Origin of the sequence: Terrabacter carboxydivorans, from assembly GCF_039532035.1 — a bacterium.
Lineage (GTDB): Bacteria > Actinomycetota > Actinomycetes > Actinomycetales > Dermatophilaceae > Terrabacter > Terrabacter carboxydivorans.
Genome location: NZ_BAAARE010000005.1, coordinates 188,199 through 214,703 on the forward strand (window position 1 = coordinate 188,199; position 26,505 = coordinate 214,703).

The 26,505-nt window shown below is 71.7% G+C and carries 23 protein-coding genes; 1 reads left to right on the top strand and 22 read right to left on the bottom strand.

Annotated elements, in window-relative coordinates; translation table 11 throughout:
• Positions 1-15: 15 nt before the first annotated feature.
• From ABD297_RS07365 to efp, 9 genes are all read right to left on the bottom strand, one after another.
• A complete protein-coding gene (locus ABD297_RS07365; protein WP_344254188.1) occupies positions 16-1,026 on the bottom strand; it encodes a dihydroorotate dehydrogenase in 1,011 nt (336 codons plus the stop codon).
• Entirely contained in the window at positions 1,026-1,916 is an 891-nt protein-coding gene (locus ABD297_RS07370; protein WP_344254189.1) for a dihydroorotate dehydrogenase electron transfer subunit, read from the bottom strand. The genes ABD297_RS07365 and ABD297_RS07370 overlap by 1 nt, the downstream gene beginning before the upstream one ends.
• Positions 1,913-5,245, bottom strand: coding sequence for a carbamoyl-phosphate synthase large subunit (gene carB / locus ABD297_RS07375; protein ID WP_344254191.1), 3,333 nt, complete (start codon positions 5,243-5,245; stop codon positions 1,913-1,915). Before carB ends, ABD297_RS07370 begins: the two co-directional genes overlap by 4 nt.
• Positions 5,245-6,441, bottom strand: coding sequence for a glutamine-hydrolyzing carbamoyl-phosphate synthase small subunit (carA, locus tag ABD297_RS07380; RefSeq protein WP_344254192.1), 1,197 nt, complete (start codon positions 6,439-6,441; stop codon positions 5,245-5,247). Before carA ends, carB begins: the two co-directional genes overlap by 1 nt.
• Before the next feature lie 20 nt (positions 6,442-6,461).
• On the bottom strand, positions 6,462-7,799 hold the full coding sequence (locus ABD297_RS07385) for a dihydroorotase (protein ID WP_344254193.1): 1,338 nt from the start codon (positions 7,797-7,799) through the stop codon (positions 6,462-6,464).
• Complete coding sequence (locus ABD297_RS07390) at positions 7,796-8,788, bottom strand: aspartate carbamoyltransferase catalytic subunit (RefSeq protein WP_344254194.1); 993 nt, start codon at positions 8,786-8,788, stop codon at positions 7,796-7,798. The genes ABD297_RS07385 and ABD297_RS07390 overlap by 4 nt, the downstream gene beginning before the upstream one ends.
• Positions 8,785-9,309: a bifunctional pyr operon transcriptional regulator/uracil phosphoribosyltransferase PyrR gene (pyrR, locus tag ABD297_RS07395; RefSeq protein ID WP_344254196.1), complete on the bottom strand. Its 525-nt coding sequence runs from the start codon at positions 9,307-9,309 to the stop codon at positions 8,785-8,787. The genes ABD297_RS07390 and pyrR overlap by 4 nt, the downstream gene beginning before the upstream one ends.
• A 283-nt stretch (positions 9,310-9,592) precedes the next feature.
• Positions 9,593-10,006, bottom strand: coding sequence for a transcription antitermination factor NusB (nusB, locus tag ABD297_RS07400; RefSeq protein ID WP_147067836.1), 414 nt, complete (start codon positions 10,004-10,006; stop codon positions 9,593-9,595).
• A 16-nt stretch (positions 10,007-10,022) separates the two neighbouring features.
• Positions 10,023-10,586, bottom strand: a complete 564-nt coding sequence (gene efp, locus ABD297_RS07405; RefSeq protein WP_344254197.1) for an elongation factor P — start codon at positions 10,584-10,586, stop codon at positions 10,023-10,025.
• A gap of 275 nt (positions 10,587-10,861) precedes the next feature.
• On the opposite strand from efp, the gene ABD297_RS07410 reads away from it, so the two are divergent.
• Positions 10,862-12,916, top strand: a complete 2,055-nt coding sequence (locus ABD297_RS07410) for a HelD family protein (RefSeq protein ID WP_344254198.1) — start codon at positions 10,862-10,864, stop codon at positions 12,914-12,916.
• 35 nt (positions 12,917-12,951) lie between these two features.
• On the opposite strand, the gene ABD297_RS07415 is transcribed toward ABD297_RS07410, so the two are convergent.
• The 13 genes from ABD297_RS07415 to ABD297_RS07475 all read right to left on the bottom strand — a co-directional run bounded on the left by ABD297_RS07415 (position 12,952) and on the right by ABD297_RS07475 (position 26,439).
• Positions 12,952-13,245 carry a hypothetical protein gene (locus ABD297_RS07415; protein WP_344254199.1) on the bottom strand — a complete coding sequence of 98 codons (294 nt, stop codon included), beginning with the start codon at positions 13,243-13,245 and terminating at the stop codon, positions 12,952-12,954.
• Between the two features lie 161 nt (positions 13,246-13,406).
• Positions 13,407-13,844: a type II 3-dehydroquinate dehydratase gene (gene aroQ / locus ABD297_RS07420; protein ID WP_344254200.1), complete on the bottom strand. Its 438-nt coding sequence runs from the start codon at positions 13,842-13,844 to the stop codon at positions 13,407-13,409.
• Between the two features lie 27 nt (positions 13,845-13,871).
• On the bottom strand, positions 13,872-14,993 hold the full coding sequence (gene aroB, locus ABD297_RS07425) for a 3-dehydroquinate synthase (protein WP_344254202.1): 1,122 nt from the start codon (positions 14,991-14,993) through the stop codon (positions 13,872-13,874).
• On the bottom strand, positions 14,990-15,520 hold the full coding sequence (locus ABD297_RS07430; protein WP_344254203.1) for a shikimate kinase: 531 nt from the start codon (positions 15,518-15,520) through the stop codon (positions 14,990-14,992). The genes aroB and ABD297_RS07430 overlap by 4 nt, the downstream gene beginning before the upstream one ends.
• Entirely contained in the window at positions 15,514-16,734 is a 1,221-nt protein-coding gene (aroC, locus tag ABD297_RS07435; protein ID WP_344254204.1) for a chorismate synthase, read from the bottom strand. Before aroC ends, ABD297_RS07430 begins: the two co-directional genes overlap by 7 nt.
• 125 nt (positions 16,735-16,859) lie before the next feature.
• Complete coding sequence (locus ABD297_RS07440; protein ID WP_344254205.1) at positions 16,860-17,561, bottom strand: prepilin peptidase; 702 nt, start codon at positions 17,559-17,561, stop codon at positions 16,860-16,862.
• An 8-nt stretch (positions 17,562-17,569) separates the two neighbouring features.
• Complete coding sequence (locus ABD297_RS07445; RefSeq protein WP_344254206.1) at positions 17,570-18,499, bottom strand: shikimate dehydrogenase; 930 nt, start codon at positions 18,497-18,499, stop codon at positions 17,570-17,572.
• Positions 18,493-19,761, bottom strand: a complete 1,269-nt coding sequence (mltG, locus tag ABD297_RS07450; protein WP_344254207.1) for an endolytic transglycosylase MltG — start codon at positions 19,759-19,761, stop codon at positions 18,493-18,495. The genes ABD297_RS07445 and mltG overlap by 7 nt, the downstream gene beginning before the upstream one ends.
• On the bottom strand, positions 19,758-20,264 hold the full coding sequence (ruvX, locus tag ABD297_RS07455; RefSeq protein WP_344254208.1) for a Holliday junction resolvase RuvX: 507 nt from the start codon (positions 20,262-20,264) through the stop codon (positions 19,758-19,760). The genes mltG and ruvX overlap by 4 nt, the downstream gene beginning before the upstream one ends.
• 2 nt (positions 20,265-20,266) lie before the next feature.
• Positions 20,267-22,939, bottom strand: a complete 2,673-nt coding sequence (gene alaS / locus ABD297_RS07460; protein ID WP_344254209.1) for an alanine--tRNA ligase — start codon at positions 22,937-22,939, stop codon at positions 20,267-20,269.
• 403 nt (positions 22,940-23,342) lie between these two features.
• Positions 23,343-24,389 (bottom strand): ABC transporter ATP-binding protein, encoded by a 1,047-nt coding sequence (locus tag ABD297_RS07465; protein ID WP_344254210.1) that lies wholly within the window; start codon positions 24,387-24,389, stop codon positions 23,343-23,345.
• A complete protein-coding gene (locus ABD297_RS07470; protein ID WP_344254212.1) occupies positions 24,386-25,456 on the bottom strand; it encodes an ABC transporter ATP-binding protein in 1,071 nt (356 codons plus the stop codon). The genes ABD297_RS07465 and ABD297_RS07470 overlap by 4 nt, the downstream gene beginning before the upstream one ends.
• Positions 25,453-26,439, bottom strand: a complete 987-nt coding sequence (locus ABD297_RS07475; protein WP_344254213.1) for an ABC transporter permease — start codon at positions 26,437-26,439, stop codon at positions 25,453-25,455. Before ABD297_RS07475 ends, ABD297_RS07470 begins: the two co-directional genes overlap by 4 nt.
• Positions 26,440-26,505: the final 66 nt, after the last annotated feature.

A 26,505-nucleotide genomic window follows, 5' to 3' on the forward strand; every position in this document is an offset into this window, starting at 1 on the left:
CGTGGTGTGGTCTGGTCAGCGGCCGTGCGCCACGGCGACGGCGTCGGTGAAGCGCTCGAAGCCCTTCGCCGAGAGCAGCTCGCAGAGCTCGCGCAGCACCCGCACCGGCGCGGACGGGTCGTTGAAGACCGCGGTGCCGACCTGGATCGCGCTCGCACCCGCGGCGACGAGCTCGAGGGCGTCGCGTCCGGTGCGCACTCCCCCGACGCCGATGATCGGCACCGTCGGCAGACGGCCTTCGAACATCGCCTGACGCACCTGCCAGATCGCCCGCACGGCCACGGGACGGATGCCGGGCCCGGAGAGCCCGCCCGTCACGCCGCCGAGCTGCGGGCGCATGCGGTCGGTGTCGATGACCATGCCGAGCAGGGTGTTGATCATCGTCAGGCCGTCGGCCCCGGCCTCGACGCAGGCGGAGGCGATGGCGGTGATGTCGCTGACGTCGGGGCTGAGCTTGGCGAAGACCGGCAGGTCGCGGGGCAGCTGCTCGCGCACCCGGGCGATGACGTCGGCCGAGGCCATCGGGTCACAGGCGAAGACGAGGCCGCGGTTGGCGACGTTGGGACAGGAGATGTTGACCTCGACGCCGACGACCGCGTCGAAGGCCTCGCTCTCCCGCAGCGTCGTCGCGACGTGGGCGTACTCCGCGCTCGAGCTGCCCGCGATCGAGGGCAGCACCCTCGCCCCGACCGACTTGAGCCAGGGCAGGTCGTCGTCGACGAACGCGTCGATGCCGGGGCCCTGCAGGCCGATCGAGTTGAGCATGCCCGAGGGGGTCTCGGCCATGCGCGGGGTCCCGCGGCCGGACCGGGGGTCGGCCATGACCGACTTGGTGACGAAGGCGCCGAGGTCGGCGACGTCGAAGAAGCGGTGCAGCTCCCTGCCGTTCGCGGCGCAGCCGGAGGCGGTCATGAGCGGGTTCGGGAGACGGTGGCCGCCCCCGAGGTCGACCGAGAGGTCTAGGGCGTGGTCGACGGCGTGGTCGAGGGTGGTGTCGACGGCGTGGGCGACGGGCAGGTCGACCATCAGTGACCACCCACCTTCGGGGCACCGACCGCGTCGTCGGGCACCCGGGCGTGGCCTCCGTCGAAGGCGTCCCAGCGCACGGCGTCACCGCGGAAGACGGGTCCCTCGACGCACGAGCGCACCATGCGGGTCCGGCCGTCGGAGCCGACGACCGGCATGACGCAGGTCATGCACACCCCGACGCCGCACGCCATCGACTCCTCCACGGCGACCTGGGCCACCGCGCCGTGAGCCTGCGCGACGCGGGTGATCGACTCGAGCATTCCCATGGGCCCGCAGCCGTAGACGACTCCGGCACGGGTGCGGTCGATGATCTCGGGCAGCGGGTCGCTGACCCAGCCCTTGTGTCCTGCGGACCCGTCGTCGGTGGTGACGGTGACGCCGTCGCTGCTGCGGCGGGCCTCGACGACGCCGAAGAGCTTGTCCTCGCTCGCGGCGCCGAGCACCATCTCGACGTGGCAGCCCCGCTCGCGCAGCTCGCCGGCGAGCCAGAAGAGCGGAGCGCTGCCGTAGCCGCCGCCGACGAGGACGCACGCGACGGGTTCGGTCGGGAGCGGGAAGGCCTTCCCGAGCGGCCCGACGACGTCGATCGTGTCGTGCGGCGCCCGCTCGACGATCCAGCGGGTGCCGACGCCGACGGCGGACACGACGATCTCGACGGTGCCGCCGTACGTGCCGCTGGGGCTGACCTTGTGGATCGAGAACGAGCGCCGGAGCAGCGTGCCCGACGTCTCGCCGCCGACGGCGAGGGCGACGAACTGGCCGGGCCGGGCGAGCTCGGCCACGCCGGGGGCGACGAGGGTGATGTGCTGGTACGCGCCGACCCGACGCGTCGCGATGACCTCCGCCACCTCCTGGGTGACCCGGGCCCGCAGGGAGCGCTCGCTCATGCGGTGGCTCCCGTCGCGACCAGCGCCTCACGCCGACCGTAGAGGTCGAGGTCGCGGGCGTGGTCCTGCAGCGACTTGACGCGGATCTCCTCGGTCAGCCCGGCCTCGATGCCGAGGACGGCCGCGGCGAGCGTGGCGATCGTGGTGATGATCGGCTTGTCGGCGCTCGTCGTGGCGGCCCGGATCGCGTAGCCGTCGGCGCGGGCGTCCTGGCCGGACGGCGTGTTGACGACCATCTGCACGGTGCCGTCGAGGATGAGGTCGACGATCGACTTCTCTCCAGGGGCGTCCCCGTCGCGCTCGGTGATCTTGCGGACCACGGTGGCCTCGATGCCGTTGCGCTTCAGCACGGCCGCGGTGCCCCGGGTGGCGAGGATGGTGAAGCCGAGGTCGACGAGGCGCTTGACCGGGAAGAGCATCGCGCGCTTGTCGCGGTTGGCGACCGACACGAAGATCGCGCCGGAGCGGGGCAGGGCCGAGCCGCTGCCCTGCTGGGCCTTGGAGAAGGCCGAGCCGAAGTCGACGTCGATGCCCATGACCTCGCCGGTCGAGCGCATCTCGGGACCGAGCAGCGAGTCGACGGCGACGCCCTCCTTGGTGCGGAAGCGCTTGAAGGGCAGCACGGCCTCCTTGATGGACACCGGGGCGTGGTCGGGCAGGCGGCTGCCGTCGCCGGTGGCGGGCAGCAGGCCCTCCTCGCGCAGCTCTGCGATGGAGGCGCCGAGCATGACGCGAGCCGCGGCGCTCGCGATCGGCACACCGGTCGCCTTGGCCACGAACGGCACGGTGCGCGAGGCGCGGGGGTTGGCCTCGATGACGTAGAGGATGTCCTGGGCCAGGGCGAACTGGACGTTCATGAGGCCGCGCACGCCGATGCCCTCGGCGAGCTTGCGCGTCGCGACGCGCACCCGCTCGAGCTCGCCGTCACCGAGGGTGGCGGGCGGCAGGGTGCACGAGCTGTCGCCCGAGTGGATGCCGGCCTCCTCGACGTGCTCCATGATCCCGCCGAGGTACATGTCCTCGCCGTCGAAGATCGCGTCGACGTCGATCTCGATCGCGTCGTCGAGGAACCGGTCGACGAGGATCGGGTGGTCGGGAGAGGCCTCGGTGGCCTTCTCGACGTAGGTGACGAGCGAGTCGTCGTCGTAGACGATGACCATGCCGCGACCGCCGAGCACGTAGGACGGGCGCACGAGCACCGGGTAGCCGATCTCGCGGGCGATGACGAGCGCCTCGTCGGAGCTGTAGGCCGTGCCGTGCTTCGGCGCGATGAGGCCCGCCCTCGCGAGCACCTGACCGAAGGCACCACGGTCCTCGGCGAGGTGGATGGCGCCGGGCGAGGTGCCGACGATCGGCACGCCTTCGTCCTCGAGGGCCTGGGCGAGGCCGAGCGGCGTCTGGCCGCCGAACTGGACGATGACGCCGGCGATCGGGCCGGCCTGGCTCTCGGCGTGGATGACCTCGAGGACGTCCTCGAGGGTCAGCGGCTCGAAGTAGAGTCGGCTGCTCGTGTCGTAGTCGGTCGAGACCGTCTCGGGGTTGCAGTTGACCATGACCGTGTCGAAGCCCTTGTCCCGCAAGGAGAACGACGCGTGCACGCAGGAGTAGTCGAACTCGACGCCCTGCCCGATGCGGTTCGGCCCCGACCCCAGGATGATGACCGCCGGTCGCTCGCGCGGCTCGACCTCGGTCTCCTCGTCGTAGGAGCTGTAGTGGTAGGGCGTGCGCGCGGCGAACTCCGCCGCGCAGGTGTCGACGGTCTTGTAGACCGGGCGCACCCCGAGGGCGTGACGCACCCCGCGGACCACGGCCTCCGGCATACGGCGAACGGACGCGACCTGGGCGTCGCTGAAGCCGTGGCGCTTGACGAGGCGGAGCAGGTCGGGCGTCAGCTCGTCGGCCTCGGCGAGCATCGCCGCGACATCGTTGACGAGGGCGATCTGGTCGAGGAACCACGGGTCGATCCCGGTGGCCTCGTGGACCTCCTCGACGGTGCACCCGCCACGAAGAGCCTGCTGCACCAGCACGATCCGTCCGTCGGTGGGCACCTTGGCCTCGTCGAGGGCACGCTCGGCCGCGACCTTGGTGATCTCGCCGTCCCAGTGGAAGCTGGCCCCCTTCTTCTCGAGGGAGCGCAGCGCCTTCTGCAGCGCCTCGGTGAAGTTGCGCCCGATCGCCATGGCCTCGCCGACCGACTTCATCGTCGTCGTCAGCGTCGGGTCGGCGGCCGGGAACTTCTCGAACGCGAAGCGCGGCACCTTGACGACGACGTAGTCGAGCGAGGGCTCGAAGCTCGCCGGCGTCTCCCGGGTGATGTCGTTGGGCACCTCGTCCAGGGTGTAGCCGATGGCCATCTTCGCGGCGATCTTGGCGATCGGGAAGCCGGTCGCCTTGGAGGCCAGCGCCGACGAGCGTGAGACGCGCGGGTTCATCTCGATGACGATGATGCGCCCGTCACGCGGGTTGACCGCGAACTGGATGTTGCAGCCGCCGGTGTCGACCCCGACCTCACGGATGATCGCGATGCCGATGTCGCGCAGCCGCTGGTACTCCCGGTCCGTCAGGGTCAGCGCGGGCGCGACGGTGATCGAGTCGCCCGTGTGAACGCCCATGGGGTCGAGGTTCTCGATCGAGCAGACGACGACGACGTTGTCCGCGTGGTCGCGCATGACCTCGAGCTCGTACTCCTTCCAGCCGAGGATGGACTCCTCGAGGAGCACCTCCGTCGTCGGGGAGTACTGCAGGCCCTGACCACCGATGCGGCGCAGGTCGGCCTCGTCGTAGGCGAAGCCGGAGCCGAGCCCACCCATCGTGAACGAGGGCCGGACGACGACGGGGTAGCTGAGCTCGTCGGCGGCCGCGAGCAGCTCGTCCATGGTGTGGCAGATGATCGAGCGCGCCGACTCGGCGCCGCAGCGCTCGACGACGCCCTTGAACTTCTCGCGGTCCTCGCCGAGGTTGATCGCGTCGACGTTGGCACCGATGAGCGGGCAGCCGTACTTCTCGAGAACCCCGTTGTCGTGCAAGGAGATCGCGCAGTTGAGGGCGGTCTGGCCGCCGAGGGTCGCGAGCACCGCGTCAGGGCGCTCCTTGGCGATGATCGCCTCGACGACCTCGGGGGTGATCGGCTCGACGTACGTCGCGTCGGCGAACTCGGGGTCGGTCATGATCGTCGCCGGGTTGCTGTTGACGAGGATGACGCGGATGCCCTCCTCACGCAGCACACGGCACGCCTGGGTGCCGGAGTAGTCGAACTCGCAGGCCTGGCCGATGACGATCGGCCCGGAGCCGATGACGAGGACGCTCTTGATGTCATCACGCTTCGGCATCAGTGGGTCCCTTCGCTCGCCGAACGGTCTTGATGGGCAGTCTGTCGGTTGGTCATGAGCTCCAGGAAGCGGTCGAAGAGGTAGGCGGCGTCGTGGGGGCCGGCTGCGGCCTCCGGGTGGTACTGCACCGAGTAGGCAGGCAGGTCAAGGCATTCCAGCCCCTCGACGACGTCGTCGTTGAGGCACACGTGGGAGACACGCACGCGGCCGTATGCCGTGTCGCTCTCCTTGTCGAGTGGGGCGTCCACCGCGAAACCGTGGTTGTGGGCGGTCACCTCGACCTTCCCGGTCGTGCGGTCCATGACCGGCTGGTTGATGCCGCGGTGGCCGTACTTCAGCTTGTAGGTGCCGAAGCCGAGGGCGCGTCCGAGCAGCTGGTTGCCGAAGCAGATGCCGAAGAAGGGGATGCCGCGGTCGAGCACCTGTCGAAGCAGCGCCACCTCGTGCTCGGCCGTGGCCGGGTCACCGGGACCGTTGGAGAAGAAGACCCCGTCGGGGCCGGACTCCCCCACCGCCAGGACGTCCTCGATGGTCGCGGTGGCCGGCAGCACGTGCACCTCGATGCCCCGCTGCGCCATCAGCGCCGGCGTCATCGCCTTGATGCCCAGGTCGATGGCCGCGACGGTGAAGCGCGTGTCGCCGACGGCCGGGACGGCATACGGCTCGGTGGTCGAGACCTCGGCGGCGAGCGCGGCCCCGGCCATCTGCGGGCTCGTGCGGACGGCGTCGAGCAGGTCGGCGTCGGGACGGTCGGCGGCGTCACCGCTGAAGATGCCGACGCGCATCGCGCCACGCTCGCGCAGGTGCCGCGTCAGGGCGCGCGTGTCGATGTCGCAGATGCCGACGACGCCTTGGTCGGCCAGCTCGTCCTCGAGCTCGCGCGTGGCGCGCCAGTTCGAGGAACGGATCGCGGGGTCGCGTACGACGTACCCGGCGGCCCAGATGCGGGTGCTCTCGTCGTCCTCGGTGTTGACGCCGGTGTTGCCGACGTGGGGCGCTGTCATCACGATGACCTGGCGGTGGTAGCTCGGGTCGGTCAGGGTCTCCTGGTAGCCGGTCATGCCGGTGGAGAAGACCGCCTCGCCGACCGTCTCGCCGAGGGCGCCGTAGGAGGCCCCGCGGAAGGTGCGGCCGTCCTCGAGGACGAGGGTCGCGGCAACTCGCTCGCGACGCTGCCTCCCCTCGCGGCTTGGCACGGTCAACGGTGTCTGGGTGGTCACAGGTCTGCTCCCGAGGTCGTCGCGTTCGTCAGTTCTCGTCGGGTGCCCGCGCCGTTGCGGACGTCGTGGGTGACGCGGCCCTGATGGACCGTCGCCAGGACGGCTCCTCGCAGGGTGCGCCCGTGCCACGGGTTGTTGCGCGAGCGGCTGCGGCTCGCGGCGGCGTCGACAGTGACCTCGCGGTCGGGGTCGACGAGGGTGATGTGGGCGGGGCTGCCGACGGCGAGCTCCCTTCCCTGGTGGGCGAGCCCGCCGATGCGGGCCGGCGCGCTCGACATGACGCGGGCGACGTCGGCCCAGTCGAGCAGCCCCGACCGCACCATGACGTCGCTGACGACCGAGAGCGCCGTCTCGAGTCCGAGCATGCCGAAGGCCGCGTCGACGAAGGCGTGCTCCTTGTCGTGCCGGGCGTGCGGCGCGTGGTCGGTGGCGACGGCGTCGATGGTGCCGTCGGCCAGGGCCGCCCGCAGCGCCTCGACGTCCTCGGAGGGCCGCAGCGGCGGGTTGACCTTGTAGACGGGGTCGTAGCCGAGGAGCAGGTCCGTGGTCAGGGCCAGGTGGTGCGGCGTGACCTCGGCGGTGACGTCGATGCCCTGGGCCTTGGCCCAGCGGATCACCTCGACGGTGCCCGCGGTCGAGACGTGCGCGACGTGGACCCGCGAGCCGGTGTGGCGGGCCAGCATGACGTCCCGGGCCACGATCGACTCCTCGGCGATCCCCGGCCAGCCGGGCAGGCCGAGCCGGCCGGACACCTCGCCCTCGTGGCAGCAGGCCTCCCGCCCGGCGAGGCTCGGGTCCTGGGCGTGTTGGCTGATGACACCGCCGAAGGGCTTGATGTACTCGAGCGCCCGGCGCATGATCCGGGCGTCATGGATGCAGTGGCCGTCGTCGCTGAAGACGCGCACCTTCGCCCGCGAGCGGGCCATGAGCCCCAGCTCGGCCAGCTCCGCGCCCTCGAGGCCCTTCGTGACGGCGCCCACGGGGACGACCTCGGTCAGACCGCACGCCCGGCCGAGGTCGAGCACGCGCTCGGCGGCCTCGGCGGTGTCGGTGACGGGGCTCGTGTTGGCCATCGCGAAGACCGCGGTGAAGCCACCGGCGGCGGCCGCGGCCGATCCCGTGGCGATGGTCTCGGCGTCCTCGCGTCCGGGCTCGCGCAGGTGCACGTGCAGGTCGACGAGGCCCGGCAGCGCGACGAGCCCGTCGGCGTCGAGCACCTCGGCGCCGGTCGGGACCGAGACCGACCCGACCTCGGTGATGACGGCGTCCTCGACGAGCAGGTCGGCCGACTCTGCGCCGAGCAGGCGGGCGCCGCGGATCACGAGGCGGGTCATCGGACGGCTCCTTCGGTGGCGGCGACAGGCGCAGGGGTGTCGTCCCCCGCGAGCAGGTGGTAGAGCACGGCCATCCGGACCGCGACACCGGCGGAGACCTGGTCGAGCACGACGGACTGCGGCGAGTCGGCGGCCTCGGGCGCGATCTCGAGGCCGCGGTTCATCGGGCCGGGGTGCAGCACGAGCACGTCGTCGTTGCGGGCGACGAGCCGCTCGAGGCGGTCGCGGGTCAGGCCGTAGCCGACGGTGTACTCGCGCGCCGTCGGGAAGTAGCCGCCGCTCATCCGCTCACGCTGGACGCGCAGCATCATGACGGCGTCGACGGGCCCGTGCTCGCCCTCGCCGTCGAGGATCGGGTCGAGGTCCCAGCTCGTCGCGAAGCCGTCGGCCGCACTCCACGCCGCGATGCCGCTCGGCATGAGGGTGGGCGGGGCGACGACGGTGACGCGCGCACCGAGGGTCTTCAGGGTGATGACGTTGCTGCGGAAGACCCGCGAGTGGGTGAGGTCGCCCACGATGACGACGTGCTTGCCGTCGAGGTCACCGAGGCGCGTCCGCAGGGTGTAGGCGTCGAGCAGGGCCTGCGTCGGGTGCTCGTGGGTGCCGTCCCCCGCGTTGATGACGCTGCACCGCACCCACTGGGCCACCTGCTGGCAGGCGCCCGAGGCGTTGTGGCGGATGACGAGCGCGTCGACGGCCATCGCGTCGACCGTCATGGCCGTGTCGCGCAGGCTCTCGCCCTTGCTCGTCGACGAGCCCTTGGCCGAGAGGTTGATGGTGTCGGCCGACATCCACTTGCCTGCGATCTCGAACGAGCTGCGCGTGCGCGTCGAGTCCTCGAAGAAGAAGTTGATGACGGTGCGTCCGCGCAGGGTCGGCACCTTCTTGACCTCACGGCGCTGGAGGTCGTGCATCGAGGCCGCGGTCTCGAGGATGTCCTCGACCTCGGCGCGGCTGAGGTCGGCCGAGGAGATGAGGTGCTTGCTCACCGGGCGTCACCGCCGCTGATGCGCACGACGTCGAGGCCGTCGACCTCGGCGACCCGGACGTGCACGCGCTCGGTGCTCGACGTCGGGAGGTTCTTGCCGACGTGGTCGGCCCGGATGGGCAGCTCGCGGTGGCCCCGGTCGACGAGGACCGCGAGCCGGACCGCCCGGGGGCGACCGAGCTCGGAGAGCGCGTCCAGCGCCGCCCGGATCGTGCGGCCGGAGTAGAGCACGTCGTCCACGAGGACGACGACCTTGTCGTCGATGCCGCCGTCGGGGATCCGGGAGCGGTGGGCCGTGCGCACCGGGTTGCGGCGCAGGTCGTCGCGGTGGAGCGTGATGTCGAGCTCACCGACCGGGACGGGGTGGCCCTCCACCTGCTCGATGCCGGCCGCGAGACGGCGCGCGAGGGGTACGCCGCGGGACGGGATGCCGAGCAGCACCAGCCCCTCGCTGCCCTTGTTGCGCTCGATCACCTCGTGGCCGATGCGCCGCAGCGCCCGGGAGATGTCGCCCTCGCTCATGACGTCGCGAGCGTCCTCGGGGATGCTCGAGCGGTCGGTCGATGACGGGACAGATGCACTCAGGTCAGGGCAGGTCACAGCCGCTGGACCTCCTTCCCCGCCTCACAGGACGGTGGTTAAAGGATGTCTTCGCGGTGGAGTCTAACGCGGCGCCGGGCTCGGCCCGACACCGGTCCAGTCCTCGGCACGCCGCGCCGCCGGGAGGCACGGACCGACCCGGAAAACACGAAGCCACCCGCGTGCGGGTGGCTTCGTGCGCTGTGTGTTGCGGGTGCGGCGTCGGTCAGACGATGGTCGCCTTGACCTCTGCGAGCCGGCCGAGCAGGCCGTTGACGAAGGCCGGCGACTCGTCGGTCGACAGCTCGGTCGCGAGCGCCACGGCCTCGGAGATCGCCACGGCGTCGGGGATCTGGTCGTTCCACAGCACCTCCCACGCGCCGAGGCGCAGGATCGCGCGGTCGACGGCGGGCATCCGCTCGAGGGTCCAGCCCTGGCTGTAGTCGGTCAGCGCCGCGTTGATGTCGTTCCACCTGGCCACCACGCCGCGCACGAGCTCCGCCGTGTAGGGGTTGTTCGCGGCCCGCGACTCGCTGTCGGTCAGCCGCTCGTCGAGGAGCGTCTCGGCGTTGAGGCCGCGCTGGTCCGCCTCGAAGAGGATGTCGAGGGCCCGGGTGCGGGCCTTGCTGCGTGCTGCCAAGGGAGTTCGCGTCCGCTCAGTCGTTGACGCGGCCGAGGTACGACCCGTCGCGGGTGTCGACCTTGACGCGCGTACCGGTCTCGAGGAAGAGCGGCACGTTGATCTGCGCGCCCGTCTCGAGGGTGGCGGGCTTGGTGCCGCCGGTGGAGCGGTCGCCCTGCAGGCCCGGCTCGGTGTGGGTGATCTCGAGGACGACCGACGCGGGCAGCTCGACGTAGAGGGGCAGGCCCTCGTTGGTCGCGACGAGCGCGTTCTGGTTCTCGAGCAGGTAGTTGGCGGCGTCGCCGACGACGGTCTCCGACACGTTGAGCTGGTCGTAGGTGTCGGTGTCCATGAAGACGAAGTCGGTGCCGTCCTTGTAGAGGTACTGCATCGTGCGCTTGTCGACGTTGCTGGTCTCGACCTTGGTGCCGGCGTTGAACGTCTTGTCCACGACCTTGCCGGACAGGACGGCCTTGAGCTTGGTGCGCACGAACGCGGGGCCCTTGCCGGGCTTCACGTGCTGGAACTCGACGACGGACCAGAGCTGTCCCTCGATGTTGAGCACCATGCCGTTCTTCAGGTCGTTGGTCGAAGCCATCGTCACAAACCACTTTCGTATGCCGGCCGGCCCGGTCGCGTGCCCCTGGGCACGCGAGAGCCCCGGACGTCTCGTTGTCTTGGGGAGTTGCCGCACGAGTCTAGCCGGGGCGCCACCGGATCGCGGAATCGCACACCGGCGCGACGCGTGCGGCCGGTGTACCCTGACCCGTTCCCCTCCCCCGCAACACACCGACCAGGTCATGACCCACCGGCATCCGGTCCCGGCGGGTTGCCCCCGTGCCGGTGTGTGTCCCGCCGCAGAAAGGGTTTCGCGTGAGCGCCGACGGACTCGACTCCGAGCTGGCCGAGGAGCAGGCCTACCTCGACGGGGCGCGCGCCCAGCTCACCCGGATGCGCGAGCTGGCCGAGTCGCTCGACGCGTCCAAGGCGAGCGACGCCCTCTCGGGCGAGGTGCTCGGCTGGGTGCTGGCCCGGCGCATCGCCTCGCTGCGGGACGACCCGCGCACCACCTTGTTCTTCGGCCGGATCGACGTCGATCCGGCCGACGGGCCGGCCGAACGGTTCCACATCGGTCGGCGGCACGTCACCGACGAGGCCGGCGACCCCGTGGTCGTCGACTGGCGCGCCCCGATCTCGACCGCCTTCTACCGCGCGTCGAAGCTCGAGCCGATGGACGTCGTGCTGAGGCGCCGGTTCGGCGTCGACCGGGGTCGGCTCACGGCCCTCGAGGACGAGCACCTGCGCGAGCCCGCGCCGACCGGGGGTGGCGACGCGCCCGGCCCCGGCTCGATCCTCGCGGCCGAGATCGAGCGACCGCGCACCGGCCCGATGCGCGACATCGTCTCGACCATCCAGCCGGAGCAGGACGAGATCGTGCGCAGCGACGTGGCTGTCAGCGTCTGCGTCCAGGGTGCGCCGGGCACCGGCAAGACCGCCGTCGGGCTGCACCGGGCGGCGTGGCTGCTGTACTCCTTCCGCGAGCGCCTCGACCGCTCGGGGGTGCTCGTCGTCGGACCCAACCGCGCGTTCCTCGACCACATCGGCGCCGTGCTGCCGTCGCTCGGCGAGGTGCGGGTCGGCCACGCGACGATCGAGACCCTGCTCGACCACGGCCGGGTGCGCGCGGACGAGCCGGCCGCCGTCGCGACCCTCAAGGGCGACGCCCGACTGGCGACGGTCCTGCGCCGGGCGGTGTGGTCGAGCCTCGTGCGTCCCACGGAGGCGCTCGTGGTGCCGCGCGGCGTGCGCAAGTGGCGCGTGCCGGCATACGAGGTCGCGGAGATCGTCGACGAGCTCGCGGCGCGGGGCGTGCGCTACTCCGCGGCTCGCGACCTGCTCCCGCAGCGTCTCGCCCACCACGTGCTCCTCGAGATGGAACGTGCGGGCGACGCCCCCGACGACCGGGTCCAGGACGCCGTCGCGAAGTCCGCCACGGTCAAGAAGTACGTCTCGTCGGTGTGGCCCGCGCTCGACCCGCAGGGAGTGCTGCACCGGCTCTGGTCCGACGCCGAGGCCCTGTGCGCCGCGGCCGGCGATGACCTCACCGAAGATGAGCAGCGAATGTTGCTGTGGGACAAGCCGGTTCGCACCAAGGGCGCTGCGCGATGGTCTCGAGCGGACATGGCCCTGCTGGACGAGGCCGACGACCTGCTGCGGCGCGTGCCGAGCCTCGGGCACGTCGTGCTCGACGAGGCCCAGGACCTCTCCCCCATGCAGCTGCGCGCCGTCGGCCGCCGCTGCTCCACCGGCTCCGTGACCGTGCTCGGAGACATCGCGCAGGGCACGACGCCGTGGGCGACGGCGTCGTGGGAGGAGGCGATGCGCCACCTCGGCAAGGACGACCACGACCTCGTCGTGCTCGACCGCGGCTTCCGGGTCCCGGCCGTCGTGATCGAGTACGCCGCGCGGCTGCTGCCCGTCATGGCTCCCGGGCTCGGCGCTCCCGTGTCGGTGCGCGACAACCCGGGCCGCCTCGAGATCCGCCCCGCAGCACCGGCCGACCTCGACGCAGAGGTGGTGCAGGCGGTGGAGCGGGCCGCGGGCGCAGCCGGGTCGGTCGGCGTCATCGTGCCCGACGCCTACGTCGAGCGCGTCTCCTCCTCGCTCGCGTCACGCGGCATCTCCCACGGACGGCTCGACCGCGACCACGGCGACGACGAGGACCACCAGGTCGAGGTCGTGCCCGCGAGCGTGGCCAAGGGCCTCGAGTTCGACCGCACGGTGGTGCTCGAGCCGGCTGCCATCGCGGCGGCCGAGCCCGACGAGCGCACCGGTCTGCGGCGCCTTTACGTCGTGCTCACCCGAGCCGTGTCGGAGCTGACGATCGTCCACTCCGAGCCGCTCCCCGAGGTCCTCGGCGCCGCCTGACACCGCCGGCCGCACGGCGAGCCGGGGGGCACCGGTCAGTGCAGGCCCCGGTGGGCCGCCCAGCGCTCGGCAGCCCGGTCGGCCGCGGCCGCGATCAGTGACGCCAGCTCGGGCCGGTCTGGGACGGAGAAGGAGACATAGGCGCCCCGGCCACCCTCGACGGGTCGGCCGTACGCCTTCGCTGCGAGGTGCCCGTCGGGGAGCATCCGCACGTTGATCGTGTCGAGCCGGAAGGCCTGTCCGCGGCGGGTGTCGTTCCAGCGCAAGGACTCCGGGATGGTCACGTTGATCGCCATCGCGCTGACGACGAGCCCCTCGTCTCCGCTCACCCGAGAAGACTCCCACGCCCTCCCACCTTCGACGGCTCGAGAAGGGTGCCGCCTTCTCCCGCCGGTCCGACGACGCACAGCGACTCCGTACGTTCACGGCTGGTGGAGACCGGAGCATCCCCTCCGCGGACATCGCGACGTCCGCAGGAATCGGCGGGGCCTCAGACGAGCGCGCGCAGCGCCAGCAGGTAGGACTGGAGCCCGAACCCGGCCACCGTGCCGGTCGCGACCCCGGCGACGACGGACGTGTGCCGGAACTCCTCGCGTGCCGCCGGGTTGGACAGGTGCACCTCGACGAGGCTCCGGCCGCTCGTGGTCACGATCGCGCAGGCGTCGCGGACGGCGTACGAGTAGTGGGTGAACGCACCGGGGTTGAGCACGACGTCGGCGCCGACGTCGACGGCCTCGTGGAGCCAGTCGATGAGCTCGCCCTCGTGGTTGGTCTGGCGGCAGTCGGCGACGAGCCCGAGGTCACGGGCCTCGCGCTGCACGGCCGCGTGGACGTCGTCGAGCGTGTCCGAGCCGTAGACCTCGGGCTCACGCGTGCCGAGCCGGCCCAGGTTGGGGCCCGACAGGACGAAGACCGTGGGTGCCGTCATGCCCGCGAGTCTAGTGAGCCGGACCGCTCAGGACGGTGAGGTGCCGCGGCGCGACACGAGTCCGTAGGCGGCCTGCAGGAGGGCGTCGTCGGGGCCCGCCAGACGACTCGGCCGGGCCAGGCCGTCGAGCACGACGAAGCGCAGCGTCGAGCCGCGGGACTTCTTGTCCCGGCGCATGGCGGTCAGCAGCTCGTCCCAGCGGCCGGCGGCATACGTCGTCGTCAGCCCGAGCGACTCGAGCACCGACCGGTGCCGGGCCACGAGCGCGTCGCCCTCGGGACCGGCGAGGTGGCCGGTGAGGCGGGCGAGCTCTGCGACGTAGACCATGCCGACGGCCACGGCCTCGCCGTGCCGCCAAGTGTAGTGCTCGACCTGCTCGATGGCGTGGCCGAAGGTGTGGCCGTAGTTGAGGATCTCGCGCAGCGAGCTCTCGCGCAGGTCGGCGGCGACGACGTCGGCCTTGACCCGGACGGCCCGCTCGATGAGCTCGCGCAGGTGCGGGTTCGCCGCACCGCGGGCGGCGGTCGGGTCGGAGGCCACCGCGTCCTCGACGAGGTCGAGGACGACGGGGTCGGCGATGAAGCCGCACTTGACGACCTCGGCAAGCCCGGCCACGAGGTCCGCCTCCGGCAGGGTCGCCAGCACGTCGACGTCGCACAGCACACCGGCGGGCGGGTGGAAGGCACCGACGAGGTTCTTGCCCTCAGCGGTGTTGATGCCGGTCTTGCCGCCGACGGCCGCGTCGACCATGCCGAGCAGGGTGGTCGGCACCTGCACGACCTGCACGCCGCGCAGCCACGAGGCGGCGACGAAGCCGGCGAGGTCGGTGACGGTGCCGCCGCCCACCCCGACGACGGCGTCGGTCCGGGTGAAGCCGGCGACGCCGAGCTGAGCCCACAGCGAGGCCGCGACCTCGGCCGTCTTGGCTGCCTCGGCGTCGGGCACCTCGGCGACGTGCACGGCATACCCCAGGCCCTCGAGGGCGGAGGTCACGCGCGCCGTCAGCTCGGGCAGGGTCGGCGGGTGCACGACGAGCACGCGGTCGACGTCGGCGCCGAGCAGGTCACCGACCCGGTCCAGCACTCCCGACCCGATGACGACGTCGTAGTCGCCGCCGACCGAGATGGTCGTCGGAGCGTCTGCGGTCACGCGCGAGCCGCCTCGAGCTCGGCGACGACGACGTCGACGACCTCCTCGGGGGTGCGGCCGGCAGTGTCGACCCGCACGGTCGCGACGCGCTCGTAGGTGGGGCGCCGGTCGTTCATCATGCGCACCCACGAGGCGCGCGGATTGACCGACAGCAGGGGGCGGGAGCGGTCGAAGCCGATGCGCTTGCTGGCGTCGGCGATGGCGACGTCGAGGAACACCACGGCGTGGCCGGCGAGGGCGTCCTCGGTGAGCGGGTCCATGACCGCTCCCCCGCCGAGCGACACGACGCCCGACTCCTCGGCGAGCGCGCGGGCGACCTCGGCCCGCTCGAGGTCGCGGAAGACCGGCTCGCCGTCGTCGACGAAGATGTCGGAGATCGAGCGGCCCTGGGCCGCCTCGATCGCCGCGTCGACGTCGTGGAAGGCCACCCCCAGCCGGGCCGCGAGCGCCTGCCCGACGGTGGTCTTGCCCGCACCGGGCGGCCCGACGACGACCGCCACCGGTCGCGTGCTCGAATCGTTCACCACGTGCGCAGCCCCTTCCGGATGCCGTCGAGGTATGCCGTGTGGTTGCGTGCGGTCTCCGTGACCGAGTCGCCGCCGAACTTCTCCAGACAGGACGCCGCGAGGACGAGCGCCACCATCGCCTCGGCGACGACCCCGGCGGCCGGCACGGCGCACACGTCGGAGCGCTGGTGGATGGCCGTGGCGGCCTCACCCGTCGCGACGTCGACCGTCGACAGTGCGCGTGGCACTGTGCTGATCGGCTTCATGGCGGCACGGACCCGGAGCACCTGACCGGTCGACATGCCGCCCTCGGTGCCCCCGGCGCGACCGGTGCGGCGGGTGATGACGCCGTCGACGAGCTCCATCTCGTCGTGCGCCTCGGACCCGCGACGGCGCGCGGTCTCGAAGCCGTCGCCGACCTCGACCCCCTTGATCGCCTGGATGCTCATCAGGGCCTGCGCGAGCTGTCCGTCGAGCTTGCGGTCCCAGTGGACGTGCGAGCCCAGGCCCGGCGGCACGCCGTAGGCGAGGACCTCCACGACACCGCCAAGGGTGTCGCCGTCCTTCTTGGCCGCGTCGACCTCGGCGACCATGGCGGCCGACCCCTCGGGGTCGAACGCGCGCACCGGGTCGGCGTCGAGCCGCTCGACGTCGTCGGGGGTCGGGAGAGCCGCGTCGGCAGGCACGGCGGCGGTGCCGATCGAGACGGTGTGCGAGACGAGGCGGATGCCGTAGGACTGCTCGAGGAAACGGGCCGCGATCTCGCCGAGGGCGACGCGGGCAGCGGTCTCACGCGCAGAGGCGCGCTCGAGCACCGGGCGGGCATCCTCGTGGCCGTACTTCTGCATGCCGACGAGGTCGGCGTGCCCCGGCCGCGGACGGGTCAGCGGCTTGTTGCGCGCGACCTCCTTCTCGGCGTTGACGTCGTCGGACGCGGCATACGCCTCGTCGCTGACGGCCTCGGGGCTCATCACCGTGGTCCACTTCGGCCACTCGCTGTTGCCGATGCGGACGGCGATGGGCGAGCCCAGCGTCAGGCCGTGTCGCAGCCCGCCGAGGAACTCGACCTCGTCCTGCTCGAACTTCATCCGGGCGCCGCGGCCGTAGCCGAGGCGCCGGCGGGACAGGGCGGCCTGCAGGTCCTTCGCGCCGACCTCGACCCCCGCGGGGAGGCCCTCGATCATGGCGACGAGTGCGGGCCCGTGCGACTCACCGGCCGTCAACCAACGCAACATGGCTCGATCCTCCCATGCGCGCCGAAGCCGCCCCGGACCCGCCCGCTCCGCGGGACCGCAGCCCGTCCGCCGGTCGTCCTGGTGTCCGTCCCGGTTTCCCCCGGCGCCGTTGGACGCCGCGGCGGTCAGAACAGCGGCTGCACCTGCACGACGAGCGACAGCAGCAGGCCGAGCAGCATCCACGGCCCGAAGGCGATGTCGTCCTTACGCGAGCCACGACGCAGCACGAGGCGGGCGACCCCGTAGACGCCCGCGAGCACGAACGCGGCATACGAGGCGACGAGGGTCGTCGACACCCCGACGTAGCCGGTCGCGAGCCCGACCAGGCCGGCGAGGGTGACGTCGCCGTAGCCGAACCCGCTGCCGAGCAGGGCGGCCACGACCGCGAGGACGAAGTAGATCCCCCACAGCACGGCGCCGGTGACCGCCGCACGACGCAGGGCCTCCCAGTCCCCCGACGCCCACGACGCGAGGGCGAGCTGGCCGACGAGCAGCGGGTAGGCCGGCCGCGTCAGGCCGCGGGGCAGGCGGTGGACGTCGGCATCGATCCAGGCGAGTGCCACGGCGACGAAGGCGAAGCCGAGGTAGGCCGGGGTCAGGGCCCACTGCGAAAGCGGGCCGAAGCGCCAGCCGAGCAGGCCCCAGAGCAGCGCGACGGCAGCGGGCACGACGAACGACGACACCCGCGGCAGGGGTCCCGTCTCGTCCTCGATGCGGTAGCCCCCCGTGGCCAGCCGGCGTCGCAGGACCTCTCCCACGACGCCACCTGCCACGACGAGTGCGGCGACGAACCACCACGGGGCGCCGACGGAGGGGGCCCACGTCATCGGAGGGATCACCGCTGGGACCCACGCTCACGCGGGAGCAGGTGCCCGCTCGTGTGTCCGGTCGACCGAGCGCTCGTGTGCAGCGCTGCCCGGAGGGCGGCCGCCATCGCGTCGAGGGGAGCCTCACGGCCCGTCATGAGGCGCACCTGCTCGCCGGCCTGGTGCAGCAGCATGTCCGTGCCCTCCGCGACGGCCCAGCCCCGCGCGCGGGCGGCCCGCTGCAACGGCGTCTCCCCGCCGCCGTAGACGACGTCCAGCACGACCGGGGGCCGGCTGCCGGAGCGCGCCTGCGGGAGCCGGTCGAGGTCGGGGGCCGACTCGGGGGGCACGGTGCTGACGATTGCGGCGACATCGGCCGCCGCCGCCCACTCGCCCATCCCCACGGTCTCGACGTGCAGGCCGGCCGAGGCCGCCTGGTCGAGCGTCTCGGGGCGCACGCGGTCACGGACCATGAGCACGACCCGGGCCTCGGACCCCGTCGCCGCCGCGGCGACGGTGACCGCGGCCAGGGCCGACCGCGCCGTGGCACCCGACCCGACGACGAGGACGTCACCGGGCTCGTCGCAACCGGCGTTGCGCAGGGCCATGGTGATCCCGTGCACGTCGGTGTTGTGGGCGGTCCACCCGACCGTGCCGTCGGCGTCCCGCACGAGCGTGTTGGCGGCGCCGGTGGCTGCCGCGACCGGGGTGACCACCGTCGCCCTGCGCAGGGCGACCTCCTTGAGCGGCATCGTCAGGGACAGCCCGACCCACGACCGGTCGAGCCCGGCCAGGGCGGCGTCGAACGCCGCCTCGTCGACCTCACGCCGGTCGTAGGACCAGTCGCGCAGCCCGAGCGCCGCGTAGGCCGCGCGGTGCAGCACCGGGGAGAGCGAGTGCCCGATCGGGCTGCCCCACACCGCACAGTGCCGGGCCACGCCGATCTGCTCGTTCAGCACTTGCCCTTGTTGTCGGTGCACCACTTCTGGAACTCGGCGACGTTGCGCTGGTGCTCGGCGTAGGTGGTGGCGAACTTCGTCTCGCCCGTGTCGAGGTTGACCGTGACGAAGTAGAGCCACGGACCGACCACGGGGTTCGCGGCCGCCTTGAGGGCGCTGTCACCGGGGTTGGAGATGGGGCCCGGGGGCAGCCCGGGGAAGCGGCGCGTGTTGTAGGGGTTGCTGCTGTCGAGCATCTCCTGAGTCGGCACGCCCCGCTTCTTGAAGATGTAGTTGACCGTCGAGTCGAAACCGAGGGACATCTTGGCGGCGAGCCGGTTCTCGACGACGCGGGCGACCTTGGAGCGGTCGTCCTCGTTCTGGGCCTCGCCCTCGATGAGGCTCGCGATCGTGACGACGCGCTCCATCTTGTCGGGCGCGATCTGCAGGTCGTCGAGGCGCTTCGTCGACTCGGCGACCATCTGCTTCAGCTGGTCGAGCGCCGAGCTGGACGGACCGAACTCGTAGCTGGCCGGGAAGAGGTAGCCCTCGATGTTGCCCTTGGCCGACGGCGGCAGGCCGAGCTGGTCGACCTGCTTGGCGGCGGCGACGTACTGGTCCACCGGGATGTTCGAGGCCTTCGAGAGCCTGGCGTAGATCTCGTCGGCCCAGAGGCCCTCGGGGATGACGACGCGGGTGACGAGGCGGTTCTTGGGGTCCAGGAGCAGGGCGAGCGCGTCGGCGGCCTTCATCTGCCGCTTCATCGTGTAGACGCCCGGCTGGATGCCGGCGCTCCTCGGGTCGTTGTTCGCGGCCTCGACGAACGCCTTGCTCGACTTGACCACGTCGGCGTCGGCGAGGGTCTTGCCGATGGCGGTGCCCCCGGAGCCGCCCTCGATGGTCACGCGGACCTCACCGGTGCCCGGGCCCGGGTAGTCGTTGGACTCGAGGAAGCCCTCGACGACGGGCCGCAGGGCCTTGTAGGCGACGGCGACGCCACCGCCGATGACGGCGAGGGCGAGCACGATGACGACCAGGCGTCGCAGGACCGAGGGCTTGCCGCGTGCAGGCTTGCCGGCAGCGCCGTCCCGGGCACCGCGGCGCTTGCCGCGACCGCGACCACGCCGGCGGGCCGCGAGCTCCTGCTCGCGCATCTCGCGGCGGCTCGAGGGGGTGGCGCCCGGCGCGGCCCCTTCAGGCGGGTGGCCGGCGTCGAGGTGCTCGACCCCGTCGACGGTGTCCTCGTGGTCGCCGAAGATGGATGACTCGAGATGGTCCTTCATCGACGACGTTCCTTCTTCCGTTTGCCCCCCGGCGTGACGGTCTCCCCCGGTGGGCGGCCCGACAGCGACTCGGTGTCGAGAGCCGACTGCAGGATGAGCACTGCGGCTGCCTGGTCGACGACGGCCCGTTGCCCCCGACCCGGGACGCCGCTGTCGCGTAGTCTGCGGTGCGCGTCCACGGTGGTCAAGCGTTCATCGACCATCCGCACCCCCACCGTACCCAGTCGGCCCGCGAGCCGACCGGCGTAGTCCCGCGCGATGCGCGCCGCCTCGCCCTCCTCGCCGGAGAGCAGGCGCGGCAGGCCCACGACGACCTCGATGGCATCGAGCTCGTGCACGAGGGCCACGATCGCCTCGACGTCGCTGTCGGTCTCGACGTCCCGGGGCAGCGTGCGGACCGGGTGGGCCAGGACCCCCGTGGCGTCCGACGCGGCGACGCCGACGCGGGCGTTGCCCACGTCGACGCCGACACGTGCCCCGGTGCGGGAACGAGGGTCGGTCAAGGTCAGGCGCCCCGGTTGCGCAGGTGGTCCTCGACGGCGCCGAGCGCGGCCGAGACGCGCGTCGGGTCGCTGCCGCCGCCCTGGGCCAGGTCGTCCTTGCCGCCGCCACCGCCCCCGAGCGCCTGGGCCGCGAGCTTGACGAACGCGCCCGCCTTGAGGCCGGCCTCGCGGGCCCGCTCGTTCGTCGCGACGATGACGACAGGTCGACCGCCGGCCACCGACGCCATCGAGACGAGCACGGGTCGGTCGTTGCCGAGGCGTCCGCGGACGTCGGTGACGAGCTTGCGCAGGTCGTCGCCCGTGACACCGTCACCGGCGTCGTGGCTCACGAAGGTGACACCGGCGATGTCGCGGGCGGACTGCACGAGACCGGTCGCGGCACCGAGCACCTGGCTCTGTCGCACCGCCGCGATCTCCTTCTCCGCGTCACGGAGCCGGGCGAGGATCGCCGCGATGCGGTCGGGCAGCTCGTCACGCCGCACGCCGAGGGTGTCGGTGAGCTGGCTGACGATCGTCGCCTCGCGGGCGAGGTGGGAGTAGGCGTCGGCGCCGACGAGCGCCTCGACGCGGCGCACGCCGGAGCCGATCGAGCTCTCGCCGAGCAGCTTGACGACGCCGATCTGCCCGACGCGCGGCGTGTGCGTGCCGACGCAGAGCTCGCGCGACCACTCGCCGATGGAGACGACGCGCACGCGCTCGCCGTACTTCTCGCCGAAGAGCGCCATAGCGCCGAGCTTCTTGGCGGCGTCGATGTTCATGATGTCGGCGGTCACCGGCAGGTCGTCGAGCAGCACGGCGTTGATCCGGCCCTCGATCTCGCCCATCGCCGCGGCCGGGACGGCCTGCAGCGACTTGAAGTCGAAGCGGAGCCGGCCGGGCGAGTTCTCCGACCCGGCCTGCGTCGCGGTGTCACCGAGCTCGTCGCGCAGGGCCTGGTGGACCATGTGCGTCGCGGTGTGGGCGCGCGAGATCGACCGTCGGCGCGCGACGTCGACCTCGGCCTCCGCGTCGGCCCCGACCCCAGCCTCGCCCTCGAGCACCGTGGCCCGGTGCACGACGAGGCCGGTGATCGGACGCTGGACGTCCGTGACCTCGATGAGCGCGCCGTTGGCGAGGCGGATGCGGCCGTGGTCGGCCTGCTGGCCGCCCGACTCCGCGTAGAGGGGCGTGCGGTCGAGGACGACCTCGATCTCGTCGCCGGGACCCACACGGTCGACGACGACGCCGTCGCGGATCAGGCCTCGGATGCGCGTGTCGGTCAGGGTCTGGTCGTACCCGGTGAACTCGACGTCGCGCCCGAGGGTGTCCGAGAGCTGGCGGTAGACGCTCGTGTCGCCGTGCGCCGACTTCTTGGAGCGGGCGTCGGCCTTGGCGCGGTCGCGCTGCTCCCCCATGAGCCGGCGGAAGCCGGGCTCGTCGACCTGCAGTCCCTGCTCGGCCGCCATCTCGAGGGTCAGGTCGATCGGGAAGCCGTAGGTGTCGTGCAGGGCGAACGCCTCGGCGCCGCCGAGGGTCGTGGCCCCGGAGGACTTGGCCCGCGCCACCGCGGTGTCGAGGATGGTCGTCCCGGAGCTCAGCGTGCGCCGGAAGGCCTCCTCCTCGGCGTACGCGACCTGGCTGATCCGGCTGAAGTCGGTCTCGAGCTCGGGGTAGGACGCCTTCATCCGCTCCATGCTGACGGGCAGCAGCTGCTCGAGGGTGGGGGCGTCGACACCGAGCAGGCGCATGGAGCGCACGGCGCGGCGCAGCAGGCGGCGCAGCACGTAGCCGCGGCCCTCGTTGCCGGGGGTCACCCCGTCACCGATGAGCATGAGCGAGCTGCGCACGTGGTCGGCCACGACGCGGAACCGCACGTCGTCCTCGTGGTCCGCGCCGTAGCGGAGGCCGCTCAGGTCCTCGGCCGCCGCGATGACGGGGAAGACCTCGTCGGTCTCGTAGATGTTGTCGACGCCCTGGAGCAGGAACGCGACGCGCTCCAGACCCATGCCGGTGTCGATGTTGCGCTTGGGCAGGTCCCCGACGATGTCGAAGTCCTCCTTGGACCGGACGTTCTCGAGCTCGTACTGCATGAACACGAGGTTCCAGAACTCGAGGTAGCGGTCGCCCGCCTCCCAGTCGCCGTCGGCACCGAACTGGGGGCCGCGGTCGAGCAGGATCTCGGAGCAGGGGCCACCGGGACCGGCGACACCCATGTTCCAGTAGTTGTCCTTGCGCCCCAGGCGAACGATGCGGTCGTCGGACAGGCCCGCGACCTTCTTCCACAGCGCGATCGCCTCGTCGTCCTCGTGGTAGACGGAGGCGTAGAGGTCCTTCTCGTCGAAGCCGAGGCCGCCCTCGGACTGGCTGCGCGTGATCAGCTCCCACGCGAGCTGGATGGCGCCTTCCTTGAAGTAGTCGCCGAAGCTGAAGTTGCCGTTCATCTGGAAGAACGTGCCGTGGCGCGTGGTCTTGCCGACCTCCTCGATGTCGAGGGTGCGCACGCACTTCTGCACGCTGGTGGCGCGGCTGAACTGCGGGGTCTCCTGGCCGAGGAAGTACGGCTTGAACGGGACCATGCCGGCGTTGACGAACAGCAGGTTCGGGTCGTCGTGCACCAGCGGGGCGCTCGGCACGATGGTGTGGCCGTGGCTGCCGAAGTACGAGAGCCAGCGACGCCTGATCTCAGCGGTTTCCATGATGGGTCCTTGGGGTCGACGGTGGTCTGCGGGGAGGCCTGTCCCCCGGTGGCGGGCGGACAGGCGGGCGGGGCGGGGTCAGCCTCGCGCCTCAGCGGGGCGCGGCTGGCCCCCGGGGAGCTCGCCTCGCCGGCGGCAGTCCGTCCACACGGGTGCGCCTGGGTCCCTTCTGGGCCACGTTCATCGTCCTTCGGTCGTCGGCGCACGCTCGCGCCGAGGTCCTTCAACCCTAACGGACCCCGTCGGGCGAGTCCCACCACCTTTGACCCGGTATGCCGTGTGGCGGCGCCCGCCGCGTACCTGCGGTCGGGAGCGCCGGCCGTCGTCACCCACGTATGCCGCTGGGCCGGCCCCGTGCGGGAGCCGGCCCAGCGGCATACGTCGTGCTCGTGCCGGTCGGCCGTCAGGCCGGGACCTCGGCGACGAGGTCGGTCTTGACCTCGGGGAAGTGGCACGCCTGCAGGTGCACGCCACCCTCGCGGAACGCGCGGGTGGACTCCTCCGTCGTCGCGCTGAGCAGCGGCGGCTCCACCTGGGCGCAGATGTCCTGCGCCTTCCAGCAGCGGGTGCGGAAGCGGCAGCCGCTCGGCGGGTCGATGGGGCTCGGCACGTCACCGATGAGGCGGATGCGCTCCTTGGGGGCGATGCCGCGGGCGACGTTGATGTCCGGGGCCGCCGAGAGCAGCGCCTGGGTGTACGGGTGCTCGGGAGCCTCGTAGATCTTCTTCTTGTCGCCGTACTCGACGATCTTGCCGAGGTACATCACCGCGACCTGGTCGCAGAAGTGACGCACGACGCCGAGGTCGTGCGCGACGAAGATGAACGCCAGGCCGAGCTCGTTGCGCAGCTTGGCCAGCAGGTTCATCACCTGGGCCTGGATCGACACGTCGAGGGCCGAGACCGGCTCGTCGGCGATGATGAGCTTCGGCTCGACGGCCAGGGCGCGGGCGATGCCGATGCGCTGGCGCTGGCCACCGGAGAACTCCGACGGGTAGCGGTTGATGTGCTCGGGGTTGAGCCCGACGAGCTCGAGCAGCTCCTGGACGCGGGCCTTCTCCTTGCCCTGGTGCAGGCCGTGCACGCGCAGCGGCGTGCTGAGGATGGCGCCCACCGTCTGCCTCGGGTTCAGCGAGGAGTACGGGTCCTGGAAGATCATCTGCACGTCGCGGCGGATGTCGCGCAGCTCGTGCTCCTTCAGGTGCGTGATGTCACGGCCGCCGAACTCGATCGAGCCACCGGTGGGCTCGTCGAGACGCGTCACGAGGCGCGACGTCGTCGACTTGCCGCAGCCGGACTCACCGACGAGGCCGAGGGTCTGGCCCTCCTTGACCGTGAAGCTGATGCCGTCGACGGCCTTGACCGTCGCGCGGACCATCCGCAGGCCCTGGACCTCACGGAACGGGAAGTGGCGCTGGAGGTCGGTGACCTTGAGCAGGGTCTGGTCGCTCATCGCTCTCCCTCGTCGTGCTTCAGGGTGGCCACGGGATCGGCCAGGTGGCAACGGATCTCGCGGTTGGTCAGGCCGAGCGTGGCGCGCCACTCGGGCAGCACGGTCCAGCAGGCGTCGCCGTCGACCTGCGACTTGAACTCGCAGCGCGGGTGGAAGGAGCAGCCGTTCGGCAAGTTGAGCAGGCTCGGCGGCGTGCCCTTGATCGCCCGGAGCTCCTCGAGGTCCTCGGAGTGCGAGGGCAGCGACTGCAGCAGACCGTAGGTGTAGGGGTGCGACGGCTGGGCCAGCACCTCCTTGGCGCTGCCCTTCTCGACGCCACGACCGGCATACATCACGAGGATGTCGTCGGCCGTCTCGGCGACGACCGCGAGGTCGTGCGTGATGAGGATGACGGCCGAGCCGAACTCCTTCTGGAGGTCGTTGACGAGGTCGAGGATCTGCGCCTGCACGGTGACGTCGAGCGCGGTCGTCGGCTCGTCGGCGATGAGCAGCTTCGGGTTGTTGACCAGGCCCAGGGCGATCATCGCGCGCTGGCGCATGCCGCCGGAGAACTCGTGCGGGTAGGAGTTGGCACGCCGCTGCGGGTTGGGGATCCCGACGAGGTCGAGCATCTCGACGGCGCGCTTCAGCGCGACCTGCTTGCTCACCTTGTGGTGGGCGCGGTAGGCCTCGGCGATCTGCTTGCCCACCTTGTGGAACGGGTGGAGCGAGCTCTGGGGGTCCTGGAAGACCATCGCGGCCTTGGTGCTGCGGATCCTCTGGAAGGTCGAGGCCGGCGCTCCGACGAGCTCGATGCCGTCGAGCTTGATGCTGCCGGTGATCTGCGTGCGCTTCGGGTTGTGCAGCCCGAGCACCGCCATGCTGCTGACCGACTTGCCCGACCCCGACTCGCCGACGATGGCGAGGGTGCGCCCGAGCCGGGCCTGGTAGGTGAGGTTCGAGACCGCCTTGACGACCCCCTCCTCGGTAGGGAAGGCGACCGAGAGGTCGCTGACGTCGAGGACGACGTCTCCGGGGTCGCGGGCCTCGGAGGACTGGGTCGAGATGGTGTTGACGGTGGCGGTCACGACAGCCTCACTCGCGGGTCGATGAAGGAGTAGGCGATGTCGACGACGAGGTTCATGATGACGACGACGACCGCTCCGATCAGGACGGTGCCCATGATGACCGGCAGGTCGAAGGACTTCAGGGCGGCCAGGCCACGGCGGCCGATGCCGTCGACACCGAAGATCTGCTCGGTGATGAGCGTGCCGGTCAGCAGGGCCGCGATGTCGAGACCGAGGATCGTGGCGATGGGGCTCATCGCGGCGCGGAAGCCGTGCTTGAACAGGACCGTCCGCTCGTTGATGCCCTTGGAGCGCGCCGTGCGGATGTAGTCCATCGACAGCGTCTCGATCATCGAGTTACGGGTGTAGCGCACGTACGACGCCGACGTGACGAGCCCGAGGATCAGTGCGGGCGCGAGCATGCCCATGAAGTACGGGCCCACCCCCGCCGATATCGCGGAGTACTGCGGCAGCACGTTCCAGAGGATCACGGGGTAGAGCGCGACGAGGAGCGCGAGCACGTAGTACGGGATCGAGCCGAGCACCTGAGAGGCACCGACGAGCCCGCGGTCGGCCGCGGAACCACGGCGCACGGCCGCGATGATGCCGAGCGTGACGCCGACGGTGACGAACACGACGGCGGCCATGAGGGCCAGCACGACGGTGTTCGGGAAGCGCGTGAAGAGCTCGTCGTTGACGGAGCGACGCGTCACGAAGGAGAAGCCCAGGCACGGGGCGCCGCAGTGGACGGTGTCGCCGGCGTAGAGGAAGTCGCGCCCGACGAACAGACCCCTGAAGTAGTCGAAGAACTGCACCGTCAGCGGCTTGTCGAGCCCGAGGCTCTTGGTGATGGCGGCGAGTCGCGTGGCGTTGCAGCGGGTCTCGGGACACATGGCCTGGGCCGGGTCGGACGGGCCCGCGAAGAACAGCAGGAACGCCGAGACCAGCGTGGCCAGGATGACGCTCAGGGCGAGAGCCAACCGCCTGAGGATGTACGTGAGCACGTTTTGCCTTCCAAACGAGGTGGGCGCCGGTGGTGGGGGCCCGGGAAGTCCCGGACCCCCACCACG